This window comes from Aeromonas sp. QDB62 (genome assembly GCF_027705695.1).
GTDB lineage: Bacteria > Pseudomonadota > Gammaproteobacteria > Enterobacterales > Aeromonadaceae > Aeromonas > Aeromonas allosaccharophila.
The window spans coordinates 37,882-60,026 of sequence record NZ_JAPDCD010000009.1 but is presented as its reverse complement, the minus strand read 5'-3'; the positions used below and the strand labels follow the sequence as shown (position 1 = coordinate 60,026).

Here is a 22,145-nt window from a genome sequence, read left to right as displayed (position 1 = left end):
TGCGTGGTTGGCCCGGAATTGAGAATACAAAAGAGAGAAGAGAGAAAAGGCAGCGGCTAACACCGCTGCCTTTTTTGATCACCAGATAGGCTGGGTCAGGTAGGGATTGCTCACCTTCTCGCGGCCGAAGGTGGAGCTGGGGCCGTGGCCCGGGATAAAGACGATCTCGTCACCGAGTGGCAGCAGGGTTTCGGTGATCGACTTGATCAGCGTCCCGTGATCGCCACGGGGGAAGTCGGTGCGGCCGATGCTGCCGGCAAACAGCACGTCACCGACCCAGGCAAGTTTTTCGGCCTGGGAGAGCAGCACGATATGGCCCGGGGTGTGGCCGGGGCAGAAGTAGACCTCCAGCTCGCACTGGCCAAGCTGCACCTTGTCGCCCTGTTCAAGCCAGCGATCCGGCGTGAAGGCGGGGGTATGGGCGAAGCCGAACATCTGGCTCTGCTGGGGCAGCATGTCGAGCCAGAAGGCGTCTTCCTTATGGGGGCCGGTAATAGCGACACCGGTCTTTTCCCGCAGTTCTGCCGCGGCACCCACATGGTCCAGATGACCGTGGGTCAGCAGGATGTGGGTCAGGGTCAGGCCGCGCTTGGCGATGGCCGCCAGCAGCTTGTCCGCTTCGCCGCCCGGATCGATCAGCGCCGCCTGATGGGTCTCGTCACACCAGATGAGGGAGCAGTTCTGGGCGAACTGGGTGACCGGGATCACCTCGAATTTCAACATGTGGGGTCCTCTTGTTGGAAAGGCGACGGGGTCAGCCCTGTTGCCCGTTGGCGCGCTGCTCGGCGAAGTAGTCGAGACAGGCTTGCTTGTCGCCGCGGAACACGATGCGCTCCTGCTTGTTGCCAAGCTGGTAGAGATACATGGGATCGTAGTAGCGGGTTAGCAGCAGGGTGATCCAGGCCAGATGCAGCCCGGTATCGCCGCTCTTTTCCTGCTCGGCGAGGGCGGTCTGCATCAGGGCATCCAGCTCGCGGTGGGCCTGATCGCCGAGACGGCGCTTGAGACGTGCCAACGCATCGGTGAGGTAGGCGGCAAACAGCTGCCAACCGGCTTCCTGGCCATACATGGCTTGATAGCGCAGCCAGAGATCGTGCACGTAATCTTCACGGATCTGCTCGGCGCGATCGCACTGTGGCACATCCACCACCACCAGCGGCGCCTGACTCATGGCCTCATGGAGGGAGAGCGGTAGGCAGCAGCGACCGATGAGCCTGCTCTCGTCTTCCACTACAAAGGCGTGTTCGCCCTGATGACGGCGCTTGAGCAGCTCGATGGCCATGTTGTTTTCAAAGTTGATGTTGCTGGGCTGGCCGCCGGGCAGTTGACCGAAGGAGGAGCCCCGGTGATGGGCGTGTCCTTCCAGATCGAGCGCCTGGACCACATGGTCCAGCATATGGGTCTTGCCGGAGCCGGTCATACCGGTCAACACCGTCCAGTGGCACTCGGCAGAGGCCTTGTCCTGGGTGTCGATCAAAAAGCGACGCAGCTCCTTGTAGCCACCGGCGACGCGGGGGCGAGTGACGCCCGCTTCATGGAGCCACAGTTGTACGGTTTGCGAGCGCAGGCCGCCGCGAAAGCAGTAGAGCAGGGCATCGGGCTGCTGGCGCAACTGCGCCAGCCAGCCTTCGATGCGCTCGGCGCGTACTGCTCCCCCCACCAGCTTGTGACCAAGCTCAATGGCGGCGGCCTGACCCTGCTTCTTGAAGCAGGTCCCCACCTGGGCGCGCTCATCGTCTGTCATCAGCGGCAGATTGGTCGAGCAGGGGAAAGCCCCCTCCTTGAACTCGATGGGGGCGCGCACATCAATCAACGGCACATCGCCTAAAAAAATCCGGGCGTAGTCCGTGGCCAGTGGCAATTCACTCATTGGACAATCTCGATAAAGCGGGTGCCCTCAAGGGGCTTGATCTGGCCGATGGGCGAGAGTTCTAGCCCAGCTTCGCGCGCGATGGCGAGCAGCTCGGCTTCACTCTCTTTACCCACGGCGACCAGCAGGCCGCCGCTGGTTTGCGGATCGCACATGATGTTGCGGGTGCGATCGTCCATGGCATCCAGCTTGTGGCCGTAGGAGTCGTGGTTGCGCAGGGTGCCGCCCGGTACGCAGCCCTCGGCGAGGTAGTAATCCACCTCATCCAGTAGCGGCAGCGCCTTGAAGTCGAGGCGGGCACTGACGCCAGAGCCTTCACACATCTCCAGCAGATGACCGGCGAGACCAAAGCCGGTGACGTCGGTCATGGCGTGCACACCCGGCAGCTCGGCAAAACGCTGGCCAATCTTGTTGAGGGTACACATGGCGTTGGGGGCGAGTTGCTCATGTTCGGGCTTGAGCTTGTTCTTCTTCTGGGCGGTGGTGAGGATGCCGATACCGATAGGTTTGGTCAGATAGAGGGTGTCACCCACCTTGGCGGTGTCGTTCTGCTTGATGGCGTCCAGCGGCACGATACCGGTGACCGCGAGGCCGAAGATGGGCTCGGGGGCATCGATGCTGTGACCACCGGCCAGCGAAATACCTGCTTCATGGCACACCTGACGGCCACCGTCGATCACCTGCTGAGCCACTTCGGCAGGCAGGGTATTGATGGGCCAGCCGAGGATGGCGATGGCGACGATAGGCTTGCCGCCCATGGCGTAGATATCGCTGATGGCGTTGGTGGCGGCGATGCGGCCAAAGGTGAAGGGGTCATCGACGATGGGCATGAAGAAGTCGGTGGTGGAGACAATGCCCTGACCGTTGCCGATATCGACCACGGCCGCGTCATCCTTGCTGCTGTTGCCAACCACCAGCGTCGGGTCGTTGAAGCCCGGGATCTGGCTCTTGAGGATGGTGTCGAGTACCTTGGGAGAGATTTTGCAGCCGCAGCCAGCGCCGTGGCTGTATTGGGTCAGACGAATGGAAGACATACTTACCCCTTATGCAGAGGCTCTGTGGAGCCGTCTTGGTCAATGGGCGGCCTTGTAGATAGGAAGACAAGAAGCCGCAAATATGGGTGGCCTCGGTGCCAACAGGGGCAGCGATGACTGGCAGTTATGGAGGACCGCCAGGCCGGACGGGGAACAAGAGGGCGACCAGGTGCGCCAGCGCAGCCCCGCCAAGGGCCACAGGACGGAGCATTATGCCACATCTGCCCCTTGGGGTTCGAACAGGAATTCACATAAACAGCAGGGAATTGTCCGCACTTGCCTGTCATCGGGCTGGATCCGCCGCGCACTGATTGATCGCAGTACAGGTGCAGCCAAGAGAACGTCAAAGAGCGCAGCAGCGTGCGTAACAGCCTATCTACAACAGGAGAGCTTTGTGACCACCACGTTTTTGGTTAACCATCCCATTACCACGGCGCAGTTTGCGGCGCTGTTGGCGCAGACCTCGCTCGGTGCGAGACGGCCGCTGGATCATCCGTCCACCCTGCAGGGCATGCTGGATAACGCCAATCTGCTGATCACCGCTTGGCAGGGCGAAACCCTGGTCGGGGTGGCCCGTTCGGTGACCGATTTTCATTTTTGTTGCTACCTCTCGGATCTGGCGGTGGCCGAGTCAGTGCAGGGGCAGGGGATTGGCAAAGCACTTATTCGCGAGACATTTTTGCAATTGCAGCCGGGCTGCAAGCTGATCCTGCTGGCTGCGCCGCAGGCGGTGGCGTACTACCCCAAGCTTGGATTTAGCCAGCACCCGAGTGCCTGGGTGATGAGCAGTCTGGATGAACTGGTGCTGGATGAGTTGACATAAAACCGTCAACTCATCCAGACAGGGGGGGATAACTTATCCGGCTTGCTCCAGCGCCGGTTGCCGTGCCTTGCCCCAACGGCGCAGACGCCGTTGCAGTGGCCGCTCCAGCAGGTTGTAACTTAAAGAAGATAGCCCGATCAGTACCGCCAACATCAGCAAGGTGGCCACTACCCCCAACAGCGGGTTGGTCTGGCCATACCACCACTCGGTGAGCCCAGGCGCCAGATAGTGGATCAGCTCGCAGCCGGTGAGCAGCACCAGCGCATGCAGCAGGTAGATGGAGTAGGAGAGATCTCCCAGCCAGTTGGTGAAGCGGTTATCCAAGAGGCGCAGCAGCGGGCTCTGGCGCTCTCCTTGCGCGGCTGAAATCCAGATCAGCAGCACGTAGGAGCCGATCAGCAGCAGGGTCAGCTGCGGCGTCATGGTGAACTGCATCAGTGCGAAGGGCAGCACAAAGGCGACCAGCAGCGGCAGATCATGCTTCATCATGGGCAAGCCTTTCGCGGCCTTGACCCTCGGCAGCAGCCAGAGGCCGAGCACAAATTCACTCACCCCGCGCCCTACTGCCAGCGCGCCGCTGGTGACATCCAGCGTGCCGCGACTGTGCACGATAAAGGCCAGCACCGTCAGCGCCAGCAGGGGGGCGAAATGGCTCCAGCGACTGCGAGTCACCGCCAGCGGAATAAGCAACGGGAATAGCAGGTAACTGATCCACTCTACGCTGAGGGACCAGGCGGCGAAGTTCCAGGTCAGCCCGTGATCGGTCACCACCTGCAGCAGCAGGAAGGCGCTTGGCAGCGCTTCGGCCGGGGTGAAGGGCGAACCGAAAGGCGGCATCCCTTCCCACTCCCACATTTTGAACAAGGGGCCGGCATAGAAACCCACCCCGTGCTGCGCCTTGTAAAGTTCCCAGCCAACCAGCAATAGCAGGGTCACCAGGTAGAGGGGGTAGACACGGCTCAGCCGCAACCAGAGAAAGCGGCCATAGCCCACGGTGCGGGGCGTGCGGGTGAAGGACTCCCCATAGACATGGGCCAACACAACACCACTCAAAATAAAGAACAGATCGACCCAGAGGTAGCCGTTCTCGATGAGTTGGGTGTGGCTTGCGATCGGCTCCATCCACTGGGGAAAGAGCAATAATCGGGCATGGAACAGCACCACCATCAGGGCAGCGATGCCCCGCAGCGGCGTTAACAGCGGCAATGATTGATTCATAAGGTGATCCCTTGTGATGTTCAGCTTGGCCTGACATCGATTTTGTTGTTATGCCGCCCATCAATCCTGACGGGCGGCTGCCCTGGCTCGGCTGCCTCAGGCGGGATCACACTACGGGAAAGAGAGTCATACGGGTGTGATTTAAATCATAAATGTGCAGTTATTGTGCAAATAGATTTAAACAGAAGTGGGGCACAGGCAGGGAAAGAGGAGGAGAGGGAACACGAATAAAGCAGAGAGGGTGGTCATCTGGGCGAACGTCAGGCTCAGGCACCATATGATTCAAAACAATCAGGCCCGCAAGGGGCCTGATTGATCACAAGGGAAGATGACGGCCGATCAGCGGGCGCGCACTACCAGACCCTTGAGGTAGAAGCCTTCCGGATAGGCGGTACCGATGGGGTGATCGGAAGCCTGGGAGAGCAGCTCCAGGATCTGGGCATCGAGACCGGCATCGAGCGCCGCATCGGCAACGATCTTCTGGAACAGGCTCTGCTCCATCAGGCCGGAGCAGGAGTAGGTCAGCAGCACGCCACCCGGCGCCAACAGCTGGAACGCCAGCATGTTGATGTCCTTGTAGCCGCGGCAGGCACCCAGCAGCTGGGCCTTGCTCTCGGCGAACTTGGGCGGATCCAGCACGATGACGTCGAACTTCTCGCCCTTCTCGCGGTATTCACGCAGCAGCTTGAACACATCGTGACGGATAAACTGGGTGTTGCTGGTATCCAGCCCGTTCAGCTCGGCATTCTGGCGAGCGATATCCAGCGCATTCTGGGAGAGATCGACGTTGACCAACTCTTTGGCACCGCCCTTGAGGGCATAGACGCCAAAACCACCTGTATAGCTGAAGCAGTTGAGCACCCGCTTGCCTTCGGTGTACTTGGCGGCAGCCTGACGGTTGTCACGCTGATCCAGATAGAAGCCGGTTTTGTGGCCGTTGCGAATATCTACCAGGATCTTCACGCCGTTCTCTTCGATCACCACCAGCTCATTCGGGGTCTCGCCATAGATGACGCCGGTGCGCTCTTTCAGCCCTTCCTTCTTGCGTACCGCCACGTCAGAGCGCTCATAGATGCTGCACTCGGGGTAGAGGGTACGCAGCGCTTGCGTTATCAGCTCGCGCTGGAACTCGGCACCGGCAGAGAGGATCTGGCACACCAGAAAATCGGCATAACGGTCTATGGTCAGACCCGGCAGGCCGTCGGATTCGGCGGCGCACAGGCGATAGCCGGTGAGACCCTGACGCTTGATCAGCGGATCACGGGACTCCTGGGCATATTTGAGGCGACGGATAAAGAAGTCGAGATCGATGGTCTCCTCTTTATCGAAGGTCCAGACCCGCGCACGGATCTGGGAGCTGCCTGACCAGGCACCACGGGCGAGCCACTTGCCATCGTTGGCATAGATCTCGACGGTGTCGCCGTCAACGGGGTTGCCTTCAACCCGCTCAATCCCCTTGGAGAAGATCCAGGGATGACGGCGCAGCAGGGATTTTTCGCGGCCTTTGACGAGATAGATGAAAACGCTCATGGGTGTTTGCCGATGGTAGAAAGAAAAGGGGCCACATTCTATGTGCAATAGCGCGGCTAAGCCAGTCTTTGCTGGCAGATGACAGAGTGACACCGTTTGCACCGAGCGTTGGAGCTACATGGTTTGCAACATCTTGATGCCGGTGTTTCACGCTGCTTATTTTGTATGTCTTGGTTTATTGTGCTTGTTATTTGTTCAATGCTCGCCTTTGAATGTGTAAAAAATAGGCAAACTGGCGTTTTTATCTTTTTTGTGTGTAATTTTCTCTAAAGAGTCATTTGGTGATGTCGATAGTGGGGGAGACCATTTTGAATCTTTCCTGTATCGAGCTATCCATGTCACTCACCATCGCCACCAATATTTCTGCACTCAATGCATCACGCCACCTTGGTCAATCATCCAACACGCTGGACTCGGTATATCGACGGCTCTCATCCGGACTGCGTATCAACAGTGCCGCCGATGATGCGGCAGGCTTGCAGATCAGTAATCGCCTCACCAGCGAAGTCAACGGGACCAACACGGCGATCCGCAATGCCAACGATGGGATCTCGGTGATCAACGTGGCCGATGGTGCGCTAGATGAGTCGGTGAATCTGATGCAGCGGATGCGCACTCTGGCATTGCAGTCGGGAAGCGGTGCCAATACGGCAGAGGATCGCGTGGCCCTGAATGCCGAATTCAAGCAATTGCAGTTGGAGATGGACCGGATTGCCACAGGCACCCGGTTTGCCGGGCAGGAGCTGCTGGCGGGAAGTTACAAAGGCATCTTCTCGGTCGGTGCCTATGCAGGGCAGAATACCGTCATTACCGATCTCAATGCCCAGACCAAAAATCTGGGCGAGATGGAGTGGCAAGCCCGCAGCCCCGCAGGCAGCAAGCCGGGGGCGTATGACATTGCTGATCTCAAGCTTTCATCTCAGCCTGTCACGCTTAACGGTGTGACCTTTGACAAGGACTATTCCACCCTGGAAGCGTTCGTGGCAGATATCAATAGCACCACCTTTCCTAATAATCAGGGGCCGGTAACAGCGCAACAACTGCCATTTTCAGTTGCTTCCGCAGTCGATTTATCCGCATTACCCTCCTATATCGATGTGGCGGGTCACTCTGTGGATTTGACCACGGGCATTGATATGACCGGATGGGATCCGGTTAATCCGACAACAAAAAATAGTGCCATCATGGCAACCGTGGTTCAACGCATCAACAGTGCTGCTCAATCGGCAGGTCTGGGTTTTTATGTGAGTGCCTCCAACAACAGCAATCCCGCCAGCAATGCATTGACCATGCATAGCGCTCAGGGCAACAGCCTTGCGCTGGCCAATGGCACCACGCCCCCTCCACAGCCCGCACCACCGGCGCCTCCGGTGATCAGCAATGCTTCTCTGAGCTCTCTGTTGCCCGATGTCACACCGACAACGTATATCGGTCAGATGGAACTGCGTTCATCAGGCGACAAGTATTCCAATATTGATATGCAGGGATCGAGCTTGAATGCGCTTGGCTTTTATCAAGAGGACAAGAAGAAATATACCGTTGATAACATTGATGTTCTGAGTGACGACAACGCCAGCAGAGCCATTAAAACGCTGGATGCGGGTATGAAACAGCTGGGTGTTCAGCGCTCTCGGCTCGGCGCCCAGGCCAACGCGCTGGATTCACGGGTACGCAATCTGGCCAATGCCAATGAGAACCTCAGTGCTGCCCGCTCAAGGATCCGGGATGCCGATATGGCTGTGGAGTCGGCACGGTTGGTCAGTACCCAAATCTTGCAGCAGGCGAGCTATTCGATTTTGAGTCAGGCAAACAGTCGCCCCAATGCGGCCCTGAGTTTGCTGCAATCCTGAGCGGGGCTGCCAGCCAACAAGTAATTGGTCGCCATTATTGGCACGATCAATAAAGAGAAGAGGCCACCCGTTGGGTGGCCTCTTCTCATATTGCCTCTTGTTACCGGGCTTATTGTGGCAAGCGTCAGAGAGTGATCCCCTTGAGTGCCTGGGTCAGCTCGGTGGCGGTGGCTTTCAGTCCCTGAGTACCGGCTACCGAGGCGCTGGCAGACTCTTCCACCTGCGCCGCTTCATGGCGTACCTGATCGAGATTGTGGGTGATCTCGGCGGCGACCGAGCTCTGCTCCTCGCTCGAGGTAGCGATCTGGGTGCTCATCTCCAGCACCGCATCGCTGTGGTTGCTCAGTTTTTCGATATCCAGCCCCACCTCGCTGATGAGCTGCTGGCTACTGGCGGCGCGGCCAACTGTCTTCTCCATGATCTCGTTGAGGGCGCCGGTACCGGTCTGCAGCTCCTCGATCATCTGCTGGATCTCCACCGTCGCCTGCTGGGTACGGCTGGCGAGGGTGCGCACCTCGTCGGCCACCACCGCAAAGCCGCGACCCTGCTCACCGGCACGGGCCGCTTCGATGGCGGCGTTGAGGGCCAACAGGTTGGTCTGCTGGGAGATGGCGTTGATGACGTTGACCACTTCGTTGATCCGGTTGGCATTGTGGGTGAGCCGCTCGACCGCGCCGGAGGCGTTGCCAATCTCGTCGGCCAGGGTGCGGATCGCCTCGATGGTACGAGCTACCCGGTTGGCGCCATTGGCCGCCTCTTCACTCGATTGGCGGGTCTGCTGCAGGGTGTCGTTGGCATTGCGCGCCACTTCGCGGATCGCCGCCGACATCTGCTCCATGGCGGTGGCCAGTGAATCCATGTGCTGGCGCTGGGAGCGTGCCAGGGTCTCGCCTTCGCGGGCATGGTCACGAAACTCGTCGGCGGCCATGGTCAGCGCTTCGGCAGACTCCTCCACCAGTTTTACGATCTGGTGCTGGCGGTCGGTAAAGCGGTCGATGCTGCCCGCCAGGGTGGAGAACTCGTCGCGCACCGGGAAGAAGTTGAGACGGAAGGTGAGATCCCCGTCCGCCACGGTTTGCAGCGCCTTGTTGGTGGAGTAGAGCGCACCAGAGACAAAGGTCATCATGTAGTGGATCACCAGCGCCATCAGGGCGGCCAGTGCGCCGATCAGGGTCAGGGTCGAGCCTTGGCCGTCCCACATGGAGAGGTTGCCGGTATCGAGATCGCCGGTGACGTAGCCCGCCTGACCCGCTGGCGCGCTAAAGAGGTAGTGAGCCCCTTGCTGCTGCAACCCGCTGCTGCCTTGCTGAGTCAGACGCAGATCCGAAGGCAACACCAGGGTGGGCTGCTGGCTGATAAGCTGCGCCGTGGTCTCGACCCGTTGCTGCAACTGCGCTACCCGCAGGGAGATCTCCTGCTGATGGCTGGTCGCCAGCATGTACCAGCTGAGAAAGGCGATGATAAAGAGCGGTAACCAGAACGCGATATGGAATTTTTCACTGATGGTGAGGTGAATGAGATAGCGGTCAACCCACCGGAATTTAACTTCTTTCATAATGGAGCTGCATCCTGCAGAGATAGAGTGTCGGGCACATTATCGTCTCGGGAATTTTTTTCTTAAGCGGAAGGTGTGAGAAATGGGAGAGCAATCGTTTGTCATTCGGGTGTGGGGGCAGGTGCAGGGGGTGGGATTTCGTTACTTCACCCGTGAGCGGGCGCTGCAACTGGGTTTGCGGGGCCATGCCTACAACCTGGAGGATGGCTCGGTGGAGATCCTGATCAGCGGCCCCGCGCAGGGGGTGCAGATGATGCTGGGGTGGCTGGAGCATGGCCCGCGCACCGCCAGAGTGACCCGGATGGAGTATGAAGAGGCGCTGCCACCCACCGGTCAGGGCTTTCACACCAACTGAAGCGGCAGGGACGAGATGGACGCTGACAAGGAAGGTCTGTTGCTGACTCAGGCAAAAGTCTGGGTCACCCGTTATCAGGAGGCGGCGCGGGCGGTGCGTGAAGAGGCCAGCGAGCCGACCGTGCATGGCTACCGTATCGCGGCGCGCCGCCTGCTGGCGCTGCTCGCCCTGTGGCGGCCACTGCTCTATCACTCCGAACTGGAGCGGCGCTTGTTGCGCTCGCTCGGGCGGCTCTCGGCGCTGCGGGATGCGCAGGTCTACACCGAGCGTTTTGGCAAGCCGCCTGCCAGCACTGTTGATACCCACAAATCGACCTGCCGCGTGCCCCTGTTGTCGCGGCGACTGGCCCGCTGGCTGACAGCGGTGGCGCTGGTGCCGGATGCGCGGGTATTGGTGCCGCTCTATCAGCAACATCTGGCCCTGCGGCTTGATGAGGCGCAGTGCGCCCTCGATGAACATCCTCTCTCTGCCGGAAAATCGGCCCACACCCGTCGTCAACAGTTGCGCCGCTGGCATCGGCTGCGCCTCGAGATCAAGCAGGTCCGTTATGGCGTTGAGCTGCTGCAGGCGCTGGGGGGAGGGGATCCGGGCTGGCTGACCACCCTGACTCATTGGCAGGAGCGACTCGGCCAGTTGCAGGATTGGCGTCAATGGCGGCGGGCGTTGCGAGCAGAGCAGGGACGCCCCCACCAGCAGACGAAACTGCAGCAGCAGTTGAAGGGGAAGGTCACCGCCCGTTTGCGTCTACTGGAGTGCCAGCAGGCGGAGCTGGTGGCGCTCAAACTGGCGATGCTGGCAGGCTTACAACACGGATAAGATGCCAAGTCGGGTGGTCAGGTATTCGGACCAAAGCGCAGATCCTGCCAAGCTGAGTGGCAGAAAGCCATCCGCGACCAGCATCCACAAAAACTATCCAAGCCAAAGATGTGAGACAAAAAAAGAGAGGCCGTTTGGCCTCTCTTCTCTATCTCGCTGTGGTCGCAGTCAGCGATACGCTTACTTGACGCGCATGCCAGGCTGGGCGCCTTCCTGCGGCTCCAGGATCCAGAGATCCTTGCCGCCAGGGCCTGCGGCCAGCACCATGCCTTCGGACATGCCGAAACGCATTTTGCGCGGCGCCAGGTTGGCCACCATCACGGTCAGCTTGCCTTCCAGATCTTCCGGGTTGTAAGCGGATTTGATGCCGGCAAACACCTGACGGGTCTCACCACCGATATCCAGTTGCAGCTTGAGCAGTTTCTCGGCTTCCGGTACCGCTTCGGCCTTCTTGATCAGTGCGACGCGCAGGTCAATCTTGGCAAAGTCGTCATAGCTGATGGTTTCGCTGATGGGGTCGTCTGCCAGCGGGCCGGTCACTTTCGGTGCCTGCTCTTTGGCCAGATCTTCCTTGGAGGCTTCTACCATGGCTTCTACCTTGGCTGGCTCGATGCGGGAGAAGAGCGCCTTGAACGGGGTCAGCTGATGGTTGGTCAATGGCTGGGCCACGCCATCCCAGGAGAGGGTTTCACCCAGGAAGGCTTCGGCACGCTCGGCGAGCAGCGGCATCACCGGCTTGAGGTAAGCCATCAGCACGCGGAACAGGTTGATACCGACGGAGCAGACTTCCTGCAGCTGGGCGTCAGCCCCTTCCTGCTTGGCGATGACCCAGGGAGCCTTGTCATCCACGTAGCGGTTGGCTTTGTCGGCCAGCGCCATGATTTCGCGGATGGCGCGGCTGAATTCGCGTGCCTCATAGGCCTCGGCGATGGTAGTACGGGCGTTGGCAAACTCGGCGTAGAGCTCGGGCTCGGCGCAGGTGGCCGCCAGCTTGCCGTCGAAACGCTTGGCGATGAAACCGGCGTTGCGGGAGGCGAGGTTGACCAGCTTGTTGACCACGTCAGCGTTGACGCGAGCGACGAAGTCATCGAGGTTCAGGTCCAGATCGTCGATGCGGCTGTTGAGCTTGGCAGCGTAGTAGTAGCGCAGGCACTCCGGATCCAGGTGGTTCAGGTAGGTGGATGCCTTGATGAAGGTGCCCTTGGATTTGGACATCTTGGCGCCGTTGACGGTCACATAGCCGTGCACGTTGACCTTGGTCGGCTTGCGGAAGTTGGCACCTTCCAGCATGGATGGCCAGAACAGGCAGTGGAAGTAGGCGATATCTTTACCGATGAAGTGGTAGAGCTCGGCGCTGGAGTCTTTGCTCCAGTAGCTGTCAAAGTCGATGTCGCCGCGCTTGTTGCACAGGTTCTTGAAAGAGGCCATGTAGCCGATGGGGGCATCGAGCCAGACGTAGAAGAACTTGCCCGGTGCGCCGGGGATTTCGAAACCGAAATAGGGAGCGTCACGGGTGATGTCCCACTGCTGCAGGCCGCTCTCGAACCACTCCTGCATCTTGTTGGCCATCTCTTCCTGAATGGCGCCGGAGCCGCGTACCCACTCAGAGAGCCATTTTTCAAACTGCGGCAGGTCGAAGAAGAAGTGCTCGGAGTCCTTCATCACCGGAGTCGCGCCGGAGACGGCGGATTTCGGATCAATCAGCTCGGTCGGGCTGTAGGTGGCGCCGCAGCTATCGCAGTTGTCACCGTACTGTTCCGGGGATTTGCACTTGGGGCAGGTACCCTTGACGAAACGGTCCGGCAGGAACATCGATTTTTCCGGATCGAACAGCTGGGTAATGGTGCGGCCCTTGATAAAGCCACCGTCTTTCAGACGACCGTAGATCAGTTCCGCCAGCTCGCGGTTTTCGTCGCTGTGGGTGGAGTGATAGTTGTCAAAGCTGATGTTGAAACCGGCGAAATCGGTCTGGTGCTCTTTGGAGACGGCCGCAATCATCTCTTCCGGGGTGATCCCCATCTGTTGCGCTTTGAGCATGATCGGGGTGCCGTGGGCATCATCGGCACAGATGAAGTGCACCTGATGACCGCGCATTCGCTGATAACGAACCCAGATATCGGCCTGGATGTGTTCCAGCATGTGGCCAAGATGGATGGAGCCATTGGCATAGGGGAGGGCGCAGGTTACCAGCATTTTACGAGGATCAGTTGCCATATTACGTTCTTGATGTGCTTGTTGGGATGATAGAGTGCCGTGCATGTTACCCGAATTGGGGGTAGCCTGCCTAGGGTTGTGGCTGTGCCGACCTTGGCAGAACCTGCCGTGACGATGGCAGGCAAGCCACTGATTTGTGTGCGGTAACCGTTCACCTCAAGATAAAGACAAGATAATGAGGAGTTAATGGTGATTGATTCAGTAAAACAGATCCTCGCCGAATTTAAGCCAGCAGGCTGGCACAAGGATCTGGTGGATGCCGGATTCGTTCGCGAGATCATCAATCAGGGTCAGGGGCTTACTATCCGGCTGGTATTGCCGTTTGCCGGTCTCTCGCTGCTCGATCAGCTCAAAGAAAACTACGATGCCAGGCTGCGCAGCGCCACGGGTGCCGCCCGTATCGACTGGGCACTGGAGATTGATGTCGCCAGCATGCCGCGGGCGCAAGGGCTCAATGCCGTGCAAGGGATCCGCAACATCATCGTGGTTGCCTCCGGCAAGGGGGGGGTGGGCAAATCCACCACCGCGGTCAACCTGGCGCTGGCCCTGCAAAAAGAGGGGGCGCGGGTCGCCATTCTCGATGCCGATATCTATGGCCCCTCCATTCCCACCATGATGGGCACCCTCAAGGAGCGCCCGGTCAGTCATGACGGCAAGCTGATGGAGCCGGTGATGGCCTGTGGCCTCAAGAGCAACAGTATCGGCTATCTGGTCTCCGAGCAGGATGCCACCATCTGGCGTGGCCCGATGGCGAGCAAGGCGCTGGCGCAGATCCTCCATGAGACCCGTTGGGGTGAAGTGGATTATCTGGTGGTGGACATGCCGCCGGGTACTGGCGACATCCAGCTCACCATGGCCCAGCAGGTGCCCACTTCGGCGGCAGTGATCGTCACAACCCCGCAAGATGTGGCGCTGGCCGATGCCCGCAAGGGGATCGCCATGTTCAACAAGGTCAATGTGCCGGTGCTCGGCATCATCGAGAACATGAGTTACCACGTCTGCAGCGCCTGCGGTCACCATGAACCGCTGTTCGGTACCGGTGGTGGCCAGAAGATGGCAGAGCAGTATCAAGTGGCGCTGCTTGGCCAGCTGCCGCTGCACATCGATATCCGCCAGCACATGGATGATGGCTGCCCGACGGTGTTCGGCGCACCGGAAGGAAGCCTGGCTCAGGCCTATTTGAAACTGGCGCGCAGGGTAGGGGCTGAACTCTTTTTCAGCGCAAAACCGATTGCGACCCCCCTCTATGCCATGGCACTGGATGAATAATCGGCTATCGGTCACTTGAAAGGGAATTGAGGGTGGGCATGACCCACCCTTTTTTATATAATGGATCGGTTTAAACCATCCCCACTGCTCTTCTCTTTTAGGTATTTGTCATGTCTGATACTCAACATTCGTGTGTGATCATCGGTATTGCGGGCGCATCTGCGTCTGGCAAAAGTCTTATCGCCCAGACCATTTATGAAGAGCTGGTGGCCGAACTGGGCGCAGGTCAGATTGGTGTGATCACCGAAGATTGCTACTACCGTGATCAGACCCACCTGACCATGGAAGAACGGGTCAAGACCAACTATGACCACCCCAATGCGCTGGACCACGACCTGCTGGTACAGCACCTGAGCCAGCTGGTCAAAGGTGATGCGGTCGCCATTCCCCAGTACTCCTACACCGAACATACCCGGATGAGCGAAGTGACCCCGTTTGCGCCGCGCCGGGTGATCATTCTGGAAGGGATCCTGCTGCTGACCGACAGCCGTCTGCGGGATCTGATGGATGCCTCCATCTTCATGGATACCCCGCTCGACATCTGCCTGCTGCGCCGTCTGGTGCGTGACGTGCAGGAGCGTGGCCGTACCATGGACTCCGTGCTCAAGCAGTATCAGAAGACGGTGCGTCCGATGTTCCTGCAGTTTATCGAGCCGTCCAAACAGTATGCCGATGTGATCGTGCCCCGTGGGGGCAAGAACCGCATCGCCATCGACATGCTCAAGGCGCGTATTCGCCACATGTTGATTGGTTAAGATGAAACAAGCCGGGTGATGCCCGGCTTTTTTAAAAGCACAATTTGTCAGGAGAGTCGCCCAATGCGTCTGTGTGATACCGATATTGAACGCCATCTGGATGAAGGCAAGATCGTCATTGAGCCACGGCCCGGGGTAGAGCGGATCAGTGGTGTCAGTGTCGATGTGCTGCTGGGTAACGAGTTTCGGGTGTTTCGCGATCATACCGCTCCCTATATTGATCTGAGCGGTCCGAGCAGCGAGATGGCCGATGCCATCGATCGGGTGATGAGTGACGAAATCCACGTCCCCGATGGTGAAGCCTTCTATCTGCATCCGGGACAGTTGGCGCTGGCGGTGACCTATGAATCCGTCACCCTGCCTGCCGATATCGTCGGCTGGCTGGATGGCCGCTCGTCATTGGCGCGCCTGGGTCTGATGGTGCATGTGACCGCGCACCGCATCGATCCGGGTTGGTCCGGTCGCATCGTGCTGGAGTTCTACAACGGCGGCAAACTGCCGCTGGCGCTGCGCCCGAAGATGAAGATCGGCGCCTTGAACTTCGAGATGCTCTCCGGCGCCGCCGCCCGTCCGTACAACAAGCGGGAAAATGCCAAGTACAAGAGCCAGCAGGGCGCTGTTGCCAGCCGCATAAATCAGGACTGATAACAGGTCTTACTACAACGATTCAAGGGAGCACAAGGTGCTCCCTTTTTGCATCTGGAATCAAACGGGTATGGGGTTTGAGGTGCTGGTCGGATGAGATTGGCGGGGAAGGGGTGTTTTATCACCATTTTTACCCATTTTTCTGTCATAAAAACGTCATAAAAATGAAATTATTGGCTTAAATATCAGCTATTTTTGTCCTTTCCCGCAATCATCGATGGCTTTAATTAATCGGTGGCAAGCCGCATAAAGACTGGCTCTAGGATATTTTTTACCAAAAAGCTCTTTTTTTTTATGGCTGAAATATTTCAATGGTGGCTATGGTGTTGGCCGCCATCTGGCATAATCCGCCGCAACTCATAAACAGGCTTTTTTTTATGTTTGAAATGTTTAGTGGTTTGGGTTTGTGGTGGTCAATCGGTTTGGTATTGGCCGTTTTTTTTGTGCTTGCCTATGAATTTATCAACGGCTTTCACGATACCGCCAACGCGGTAGCAACGGTTATCTATACCAAGGCGATGCCGGCTCACCTGGCGGTGGTCGCATCGGGGATCTTCAACTTTTTCGGCGTCATGTTCGGCGGTTTGGGTGTGGCCTATGCCATTGTCCATCTGCTGCCCATCGACCTGCTGCTTGGGATGGATTCCACCCAAGGGTTGATCATGGTCTTCTCCTTGCTGTTTTCCGCCATCGTGTGGAACCTGGGTACCTGGTTCTTCGGGATCCCGGCCTCCAGTTCACATACCTTGATCGGTTCCATTCTGGGGGTAGGCGGCGCCTATGCCTGGATCACCCATAAACCGGTGACAGAGGGGATCAACGTGGGCAAAGCGATCGACATCATGCTTTCCCTCATTATCTCTCCCACCATCGGTTTCATCATCGCGGCGCTGCTGCTGCTGGCGATGAAGCGCATCTGGACCAGCAACAAGATCCACAAGACGCCGGAAGAGCGTCAGCTGGTGGATGGCAAGAAACACCCGCCGTTCTGGGCGCGTCTGACCCTGGTGGCCTCTGCCATGGGCGTCAGCTTCGTGCACGGCTCCAACGATGGCCAGAAGGGCATCGGTCTGGTGATGCTGGTGCTGATCTGCATGGCGCCCGCCTATTTTGCACTGGACATGAGCAGCCGCTCCTATGATCTGGACCGGACCCAGGATGCCAACCAGCGCATCATGGAGATCTACCAGCGCAACCAGCCCGCCCTCTCTGGCGTCATCAACTTCTCTGCACCGGTAACGGCTCAGGAAGAGCTGATGACCCACTGCTCCGCCGATGGCGTGTTGCAGGCGATGGCTACCCTGGATGCCCGTCTGGCTGCGGTGCGTACTTATGATCAGATGAGCCTGACTGATCGCCGTGAAGTGCGTCGTCTGCTGCTCTGTATCGATGACACCGCCCGCAAGGCTGCCAAGCTGCCGCTGCCCGCCAAGGAGCTGACCGATCTGGCCAAATGGCGCAAGGATCTGACCGCGACCGCTGAATATGCACCGACCTGGGTGATCGTCTCCATCGCGCTGGCGCTGGGTTGCGGCACCATGGTGGGCTGGCGTCGTATCGTCCATACCGTGGGCGAGAAGATCGGTACCACCGGCATGACCTACAGCCAGGGCATCGCGGCCCAGATCACGGCTGCAACCTCCATCGGGGTCGCCAGTCTGACCGGTATGCCGGTGTCCACCACCCACATCCTCTCCTCTGCGGTGGCGGGTACCATGATTGCCAACAAATCCGGCCTGCAGAGCCAGACCATCAAGACCATACTGATGGCCTGGGTGTTGACCCTGCCGCTGACCATGCTGCTCTCCGGCGGCCTGTTCATCGTCAGCCACCATCTGTTTGGTGGATAACATCGTTACTTTTTTTTAAAGGGCCTGCGGGCCCTTTTTTCATATCTGCGATTGAATCACCTCTGGTTTTCTAGACACTCTTTTGCTGAAAAATAAACCGCCTTTCAATCTCTACCGGCGGCTGTAGTGGTCAACTAAATCCGGACACTTGGCTAGGCCGAACCTCGGCTTTTGCTGGCGGGATCCCGTCATTGTGTTGATATGGACGCCGCCAGTTGTAGTAATCCATCAGGTAATAACTGATATCCCTCATTGCTTCCCACAGACCCATGTATCCCGTTGCCGGAGCTACTCTGACTTCAGGCTTCTGAACAACCGCTCCATCGGGGCGTTATCCCAACAGTTACCACGGCGACTCAGATAGCGCCACAGTCGTTGCCGAAATGCCCGACTGCCGTATTGGCTACCCTACTCGGAGTAAAACAGCACGCCTGATAGGCCATCTCCAGTGCTTTGATTGCCAACTCTGCATCAGGTTTGTCAGACATCGCCCAGCCGGCGACCCGCCAAGTATGACCGGCGCAACTCGCTGCGTTGCTGTATCCGCTCACGGTTAATCGTCCGCTTGCGAGCCAGATAGTCGTAAAAACAGGATGTTGGAACACCGAAAGCACAGCAGACCAGGGTGATGGGAGCTTGCTCTCTTAATTGGTCTGGTGGCGACTGTACCACCTAAAATGGTGTCCGGGATGATTAGACCAAACAGCAACCACCACCAAGTCTGCCGTCATGCGTGGTTTCATTGAATTCAATCTTTAAAACGGTCATCCGAATGATTGCCGTATGCCAACAAACAAAAGTCTGCTCTAACTATATCAATTGGCATGATGCTGAACATGAGCGCTTTGAATAGGCGCTCTCGGGGATATCCAAGGCGCAAATATGCGTGGAAGCTGGGGGCGGTGAAAGAGAAATAACAAAGGGAGGGCGTGAGTCTCAACGAGGGGCTCGTTGGAGCTATAAGAGGATAGGGAAGAGAGTAATAAAAAAGCCACACCGATTGGTGTGGCTTTGATTAACGGGCTAACCCGGATCGGTTACGGACGACCAGCAGGGCTGGTAGCCACGTTGACGGCAGCTGTGCTACCACCATGACGACCGGATGTGCTCACCTCGTTGCGTACCAGCGGCGGGTGGTTAACCGGCTCACGAGCAGGCAGGGCAGGGGCTTCGGCAGGAGTTGCCATCGGCGCTGATGCCTTGCGAGCACGAGCCAGCAAGCCAGCACCGTGTACTACCTGTTTGGTGACAACCGGCGCCTCTTCCACCACAACCGCAGCCACGGCAGCCGGGGTTTCGATGACAGCAGCAGGAGCTGGTGTTTCAACAACAGCGGCGACAGGTGTGGCTTCCACAACAGGGGCTGTTACGGCCGGTGCTTCTTCAACAACCGGGGCCGTTTCAACAACGTGTGCGGTTTCAACCACGGTGGCGGTGACCACTTCGGCAACCGGCGCAGCAACAACGGCTACTTCTGGCTCTGCGGCAACTACAACCTCAGCGACAGCTTCAACAACCGGGCTGGTAGCAACATCGGCTTGAGTTGCTGCAACCAGGGCAGTGGCCTGCTCGGCAGCTTCTTCGGCAATGGCTTCAGCAACGACGTGCTCGGTCAGCGCGGAAGAGGCCTGAAGGGCGGCAGCAATGGCTTCCGCGCTCGGGATGGTGACCACGGGTACTACCGGCTCTTCGGCTTTTACCTTGGCAGCATCAGCCTGAGCAGCGGTAGTGAGCTGGCCTTCTGTCGCGGGTTGCTCTTCATCACGCTGGCTGCGGGCATCTTCGTTGATGCGCTTGCGACGCTGGCCTTCGATACGCTGGGTACGCGGAGTGCGACGTGAACGGCGTTGCCCTTCACTCTGCTCTTCCTGCTCGTTACCCACTGCATCGATTACCTCAGCTTGCACTGCTGCATCGTCAACCGGCCGGGCAGGGGTGTCAGCAGCGGCGACATCGACGCGGATCTGCTTGCGCAGTTGGCGACGTTCGCGGCGCTCGGCCACTTTCTGCTCTTTTTCCTGACGTGGCTCGATGGCGACTGCATCAACGGCTTCTACCGCTTCAACAACGACCTCGGCGCGCGGCTCACGGGGAGCACGCGGTTCACGGGCCGGACGTGGCGCACGCTCTTGACGAGGTTCGCGAGGCTCGCGTTCCTGACGGGGTTCACGTTCCATGCGCTGTTCGCTGCGCACTTCACCACGGGTCTCGTTACGGGCTTCACGTTCCTGACGAGGCTCACGCTCTTTACGGGGACGGCGATTGCGGTTTTCACCCGCTTCGCGGTTGCCACCTTCACGCTTCTCGCCAGCTTCCGCATTGTTGCGGTTGTTGCGATTGTCGTCACGACGGGGACGCTGGCCACGGGCGCGGGTCTCATCACGCTGGTGACGATGACCTTCCTCTTTGCGAGCTTCACGCGCGGCCGGTTTCTCGGCTGACGCTTTCACTTCGGCAGGGGCTGCATCGCTGCTGAACAGGCCGGTAATGCCTTTGATCAGCTTGCTGAAGAAACCGGCTTCGGCAGGGGCCGCAGCAACGGGCGCCACAGGCTGTTGCGGTGCAACAGGAGCCGGTTGTGCCGGTTGGGCAAAGACTTGCAACAGCGGTTGCTCACGCTCGATCACCTGGGCCTGTTTCGGCTGGTAGGTCGGCTTGGCAATTTCGGTTTTCAGCTCGTAGCTGGCCGCTTCCGGGATCTCGTTCTGACGAATGCGGGTTACTTCGTAGTGCGGGGTTTCCAGATGCTGGTTCGGAATGATGTAAACACGCACATCATTGCGCTGCTCCAGACTGGCGATGGCGGCACGCTTCTCGTTAAGCAGATAGGCGGCAACATCCACCGGCACCTGGCCGTGAACCTGCTCGGTGTTGTCCTTCATTGCCTCTTCTTCGATGAGACGCAGGATGGACAGGGCGAGGGATTCGTTGTCACGGATGACCCCTTGACCCTGGCAACGGGGGCAGATATGGCTGCTGGACTCGTTGAGGGAGGGGCGCAGACGCTGGCGAGACATCTCCAGCAGACCGAAACGGGAGATCCGGCCCAGCTGGATGCGGGCCCTGTCCTGATGCACCGCTTCACGCAGACGGTTTTCCACTTCGCGTTGATGGCGAACCGGGGTCATGTCGATGAAGTCGATAACGATCAGGCCACCCAGGTCGCGCAGACGCAATTGACGGGCAATTTCGTCGGCCGCTTCCAGGTTGGTTTGCAGCGCAGTCTCTTCGATATCGCCGCCCTTGGTGGCGCGGGAGGAGTTGATATCGATGGATGTCAGGGCTTCGGTCGGATCGATAACGATGCTGCCGCCGGAGGGGAGGCGCACTTCACGCTGGAAGGCTGATTCGATCTGGCTCTCAATCTGGAAGTGGTTGAACAGGGCAACTTCACCCTTGTACAGCTTCACACGGTTGAGGAAATCGGGGCGAACCAGTTCGATATGGGCTCTGGCACGTTCGAAAATCACCGGATCGTCGATCAGGATCTCGCCCACATCGCGACGCAGATAGTCACGGATGGCGCGCACGATCACGTTGCTTTCCTGGTGGATCAGCACGGGAGCTGTACGCTCTTGTGACGCCTTGTGGATGGAGTCCCAGTGGTTGAGCAGAACGTTCAGATCCCACTCCAGCTCTTCCGGAGACTTGCCCACACCGGCTGTACGCACGATCAGGCCCATGCCTTCCGGCACGGTCAATCCGCTCAGGGCTTCTTTCAGTTCGGTCCGCTCATCACCCTCGATGCGGCGGGAGATACCACCGGCACGGGGGTTGTTGGGCATCAGCACCAAGTAGCTACCGGCCAAGCTGATAAAGGTGGTGAGGGCTGCACCCTTGGTGCCACGCTCTTCCTTGTCGATCTGGACGATAACTTCCTGACCTTCACGGACCACTTCTTTGATGTTGGGACGACCCTGATAGGAGTAACCGGAGGGGAAGTAATTGCGGGCGATCTCCTTCAACGGCAGGAAACCGTGGCGCTCGGCGCCATAGTCAACAAAAGCAGCTTCAAGGCTGGGTTCTACGCGGGTGATCTTACCCTTGTAAATGTTCGCTTTCTTCTGCTCGTGTCCCGGACTTTCAATATCCAAATCGTAGAGCTGTTGTCCGTCAACCAGCGCTACGCGCAACTCCTCTTCTTGAGTTGCGTTGATAAGCATTCTTTTCATTGAGTTCTCATTATTGTGTCATTTTGATTTCCTCCATCTGGGGTCCTGCCGGCGCCGGCCTCGGGTCTTCAGCATACTGGGGCAACCTCCCGGTTGGGGTATGCATGAGGCGCAAACTAAGGGCGCTCTGGTCATCACTTCTCGAGAAGGGATGAATAAGGATGCCGAAATGGAGACAAATAAACGGTA

The 22,145-nt window shown here is 58.5% G+C and carries 16 protein-coding genes and 1 pseudogene; 8 read left to right on the top strand and 9 right to left on the bottom strand.

Annotated elements, in window-relative coordinates:
• Positions 1-78: 78 nt before the first annotated feature.
• The 3 genes from OKC27_RS06470 to selD are packed head-to-tail and all read right to left on the bottom strand — an operon-like array spanning position 79 to position 2,904.
• Positions 79-723, bottom strand: coding sequence for an MBL fold metallo-hydrolase (locus OKC27_RS06470; protein ID WP_111806974.1), 645 nt, complete (start codon positions 721-723; stop codon positions 79-81).
• Positions 724-754: 31 nt separating this feature from the next.
• Positions 755-1,870 (bottom strand): tRNA 2-selenouridine(34) synthase MnmH, encoded by a 1,116-nt coding sequence (gene mnmH / locus OKC27_RS06465; protein WP_182939664.1) that lies wholly within the window; start codon positions 1,868-1,870, stop codon positions 755-757.
• Positions 1,867-2,904 carry a selenide, water dikinase SelD gene (selD, locus tag OKC27_RS06460; RefSeq protein ID WP_182939665.1) on the bottom strand — a complete coding sequence of 346 codons (1,038 nt, stop codon included), beginning with the start codon at positions 2,902-2,904 and terminating at the stop codon, positions 1,867-1,869. The genes mnmH and selD overlap by 4 nt, the downstream gene beginning before the upstream one ends.
• Positions 2,905-3,298: 394 nt before the next feature.
• Between selD and OKC27_RS06455 the strand changes: the two genes are divergently transcribed.
• The gene (locus OKC27_RS06455; RefSeq protein WP_075113462.1) at positions 3,299-3,727 is read left to right on the top strand and encodes a GNAT family N-acetyltransferase; all 429 of its coding nucleotides are present in this window, start codon (positions 3,299-3,301) and stop codon (positions 3,725-3,727) included.
• Positions 3,728-3,760: 33 nt separating this feature from the next.
• On the opposite strand, the gene OKC27_RS06450 is transcribed toward OKC27_RS06455, so the two are convergent.
• Both OKC27_RS06450 and OKC27_RS06445 read right to left on the bottom strand, forming a co-directional pair.
• A complete protein-coding gene (locus tag OKC27_RS06450) occupies positions 3,761-4,945 on the bottom strand; it encodes an acyltransferase family protein (RefSeq protein ID WP_182939666.1) in 1,185 nt (394 codons plus the stop codon).
• A 339-nt stretch (positions 4,946-5,284) separates the two neighbouring features.
• A complete protein-coding gene (locus OKC27_RS06445; protein WP_182939667.1) occupies positions 5,285-6,475 on the bottom strand; it encodes a class I SAM-dependent methyltransferase in 1,191 nt (396 codons plus the stop codon).
• 335 nt (positions 6,476-6,810) lie between these two features.
• Between OKC27_RS06445 and OKC27_RS06440 the strand changes: the two genes are divergently transcribed.
• Positions 6,811-8,325, top strand: coding sequence for a flagellin N-terminal helical domain-containing protein (locus tag OKC27_RS06440; RefSeq protein ID WP_270806017.1), 1,515 nt, complete (start codon positions 6,811-6,813; stop codon positions 8,323-8,325).
• A gap of 124 nt (positions 8,326-8,449) precedes the next feature.
• Here OKC27_RS06440 and OKC27_RS06435 read toward each other — a convergent pair whose 3' ends face one another.
• Entirely contained in the window at positions 8,450-9,880 is a 1,431-nt protein-coding gene (locus OKC27_RS06435; RefSeq protein ID WP_182939668.1) for a methyl-accepting chemotaxis protein, read from the bottom strand.
• A gap of 82 nt (positions 9,881-9,962) precedes the next feature.
• Between OKC27_RS06435 and OKC27_RS06430 the strand changes: the two genes are divergently transcribed.
• Together OKC27_RS06430 and OKC27_RS06425 are read left to right on the top strand one after the other, a co-directional pair.
• Complete coding sequence (locus OKC27_RS06430; RefSeq protein WP_005345583.1) at positions 9,963-10,235, top strand: acylphosphatase; 273 nt, start codon at positions 9,963-9,965, stop codon at positions 10,233-10,235.
• 15 nt (positions 10,236-10,250) lie between these two features.
• Positions 10,251-11,051 (top strand): CHAD domain-containing protein, encoded by an 801-nt coding sequence (locus OKC27_RS06425; protein WP_182939669.1) that lies wholly within the window; start codon positions 10,251-10,253, stop codon positions 11,049-11,051.
• Between the two features lie 180 nt (positions 11,052-11,231).
• On the opposite strand, the gene metG is transcribed toward OKC27_RS06425, so the two are convergent.
• The gene (gene metG / locus OKC27_RS06420) at positions 11,232-13,265 is read right to left on the bottom strand and encodes a methionine--tRNA ligase (RefSeq protein WP_182939670.1); all 2,034 of its coding nucleotides are present in this window, start codon (positions 13,263-13,265) and stop codon (positions 11,232-11,234) included.
• 186 nt (positions 13,266-13,451) lie between these two features.
• Between metG and apbC the strand changes: the two genes are divergently transcribed.
• The 4 genes from apbC to OKC27_RS06400 all read left to right on the top strand — a co-directional run bounded on the left by apbC (position 13,452) and on the right by OKC27_RS06400 (position 17,784).
• Positions 13,452-14,534 (top strand): iron-sulfur cluster carrier protein ApbC, encoded by a 1,083-nt coding sequence (gene apbC, locus OKC27_RS06415; protein ID WP_005345574.1) that lies wholly within the window; start codon positions 13,452-13,454, stop codon positions 14,532-14,534.
• Positions 14,535-14,644: 110 nt separating this feature from the next.
• Positions 14,645-15,289, top strand: a complete 645-nt coding sequence (gene udk / locus OKC27_RS06410) for a uridine kinase (protein ID WP_005345570.1) — start codon at positions 14,645-14,647, stop codon at positions 15,287-15,289.
• A 63-nt stretch (positions 15,290-15,352) separates the two neighbouring features.
• Positions 15,353-15,934: a dCTP deaminase gene (gene dcd / locus OKC27_RS06405; RefSeq protein ID WP_042061717.1), complete on the top strand. Its 582-nt coding sequence runs from the start codon at positions 15,353-15,355 to the stop codon at positions 15,932-15,934.
• Between the two features lie 377 nt (positions 15,935-16,311).
• Positions 16,312-17,784: an inorganic phosphate transporter gene (locus OKC27_RS06400; RefSeq protein WP_139409088.1), complete on the top strand. Its 1,473-nt coding sequence runs from the start codon at positions 16,312-16,314 to the stop codon at positions 17,782-17,784.
• 130 nt (positions 17,785-17,914) lie between these two features.
• Here the strand turns inward: OKC27_RS06400 and OKC27_RS06395 are convergent.
• Together OKC27_RS06395 and rne are read right to left on the bottom strand one after the other, a co-directional pair.
• Positions 17,915-18,438: pseudogene (locus tag OKC27_RS06395) on the bottom strand (IS3 family transposase); the annotation flags it as partial.
• Between the two features lie 383 nt (positions 18,439-18,821).
• The gene (gene rne / locus OKC27_RS06390) at positions 18,822-21,956 is read right to left on the bottom strand and encodes a ribonuclease E (RefSeq protein WP_270806016.1); all 3,135 of its coding nucleotides are present in this window, start codon (positions 21,954-21,956) and stop codon (positions 18,822-18,824) included.
• Positions 21,957-22,145: the final 189 nt, after the last annotated feature.